The organism is Bacteroidia bacterium (assembly GCA_026932145.1).
Taxonomy (GTDB): Bacteria; Bacteroidota; Bacteroidia; order J057; family JAIXKT01; genus JAIXKT01.
Genome location: JAIXKT010000020.1, coordinates 2,242 through 4,400, shown reverse-complemented (window position 1 = coordinate 4,400; position 2,159 = coordinate 2,242). Strand labels below are relative to the sequence as shown.

Here is a 2,159-nt window from a genome sequence, read left to right as displayed (position 1 = left end):
AGCAAAACACGAAGAACAAAACTACGCCGCAGGCGTAATGTCGCTCAACGGTTCGGGGCTTGCCGAAGGCGGGGATTTTAGCACAAAAGTTCAATAGAATTACTGCTGTTGAACCTTGCCCAAAAGCTAAATCGAAGCACTTCAACCCCGCTTTTGGCAAACCCTTGTTAGCGGTTCGTTGTTTTGTCAATTTGTTTCGGTTATTTCTTTTAACATTTTCAAGATTGGATTGTCCTCGCCTTGTTCGTTTTCTTGAACTGCGTTTGGTCTATTGTCTTCTTGTATTATTTCAAGTTGAGTTTGTCCATTGTTGTTTGTCAATGCGTAAATCATTTCAAAATAATTTTCTGGTTTGTCTTCAAGGTCTGGTCTTGGTGCAAATAATGAATAACGAAGCTTTGTCATTGGTGTAAATTCCAAAACAGTTCCCCATTGTTCAAAAACTTTGTCTTCCCATTTTGTTTCAAATTTTATTTTGCTACCAACTTCCCAACTTGTCTGTAAGTCACTTCCATACTGCCAAAGTTTAACAAGTTCAGGTTTGGTCAAAGTGTCCCACACTTTTTGAGTTGTCGCATTTATGGTTACTCTTGAAATATTTGTTGCCATTTGTCTAATTTAATTATTGTTTAAATTTTTATGTCAAAGTTGTTTGTCGTTAAAAGTTTTGTGGTCGTCCTACAATGACCGCTAACGCAGCGCTTGACGAAGTTCCGAGAAAAAAAAGAGAAGACCAAAATTTATTTTGGGATTCCGGTGTTTTTTTTCTCGGAATCTAATTTTGTCAAGTGTTTTGTTGGGCGACGTTAGCCGGAACGGCGAGCGGTGCGAGCCGCAGCCGGCGCAAAGCCCAGGCGTATCTTAGACAAAATTAGGTCAAGCGCTGCGTTGAGCGACATTTGTTTTGGATGGGAGTGTTTGCGCAGCAAAACACGAAGAACAAAACTACGCCGCAGGCGTAATGTCGCTCAACGGGCCGCGTATTGGCGATGGGCGGGATTTATAGCACAAATGTTCAATAGATGCACTGCCGTTTGTTTACGCACAAAAGTTTCATAGAAGCACTTCAGCCCGCCTATTGCCAATACGATGTTAGCTGTAGCCCATTTGATTTCGTGTGTCATTTTTTCTTTTTCGGTTTAGGTGTTGGTAATTCTTTCACTGATACTCTAACTAATTCACTTAACCATTCGCTGTTTTCAATTTTGTCTTCTATTAAAAAACTTGGTTTTGCTCCTTCGTATGGTGGTGCTTCAACAACATTTCCTATAAACTTTCGTCCAGAATTGGTCGGCTTTATGAATAGCTTATTGTCGCATATTAGTCCGAATATTTTTTCGTCAGAATAAATACCGTATTCACCAAACATCTTTTTAGCGGTTATTTCTCCTGCATTTTTGATTTGTTCTAATACAAAATCCACAAAGTTTGGGTCGGATGCCATTGGTTAGTCTTATAGTTGAAAGTGAGGATTATAAATCAAGCCAATAACGTTTCCAAATGGGTCTTTAACAGTTGCCGTCATTATTTCTCCGCCAACATCGTAAGGTTTTTCATTTTCGGTTGCTCCTAATTCAATAAGTCGGTCAAAAGTTTCTTGAATGTTTTCTACTCCCCAATAAGAAACTACACTTTCAACTTTTTCAAAAGTCGGGTTGTCTTCTGGTTGAAGTCCGAGTTCGTAACCTTTAATGTTGAAACCAACATAATAGGGCTCGTTGAAATAAGGATTAGTTTCAAATGCTTTTGAATACCATTCAGTCGCTTTTTGAATGTCTGAAACTTTATAAATTGTTGTCCTAAGTCCTAACATAATATTTCTTGTTCTTTGTTATACCTGTCGTTTTGTTGATGCGTGTCGTTCTTGGGTTACAGCTAACGCAGCGCTTGACGAAGTTCCGAGAAAAAAAAGAGAAGACCAAAATTTATTTTGGGATTCCGGTGTTTTTTTTCTCGGAATCTAATTTTGTCAAGTGTTTTGTTGGGCGACGTTAGCCGGAACGGCGAGCGGTGCGAGCCGCAGCCGGCGCAAAGCCCAGGCGTATCTTAGACAAAATTAGGTCAAGCGCTGCGTTGAGCGACATTTGTTTTGGATGGGAGTGTTTGCGCAGCAAAACACGAAGAACAAAACTACGCCGCAGGCGTAATGTCGCTCAACG

General features: G+C 40.2%; 3 protein-coding genes. All 3 read right to left on the bottom strand.

What is annotated here, in order from left to right; all coding sequences use genetic code 11:
• Positions 1 to 186: 186 nt before the first annotated feature.
• On the bottom strand, positions 187 to 609 hold the full coding sequence (locus tag LC115_05490) for an SRPBCC domain-containing protein (protein ID MCZ2356131.1): 423 nt from the start codon (positions 607 to 609) through the stop codon (positions 187 to 189).
• A 511-nt stretch (positions 610 to 1,120) separates the two neighbouring features.
• Complete coding sequence (locus LC115_05485) at positions 1,121 to 1,444, bottom strand: TfoX/Sxy family protein (protein ID MCZ2356130.1); 324 nt, start codon at positions 1,442 to 1,444, stop codon at positions 1,121 to 1,123.
• Positions 1,445 to 1,453: 9 nt separating this feature from the next.
• Entirely contained in the window at positions 1,454 to 1,813 is a 360-nt protein-coding gene (locus tag LC115_05480) for a VOC family protein (protein MCZ2356129.1), read from the bottom strand.
• Positions 1,814 to 2,159 lie beyond the last annotated feature (346 nt).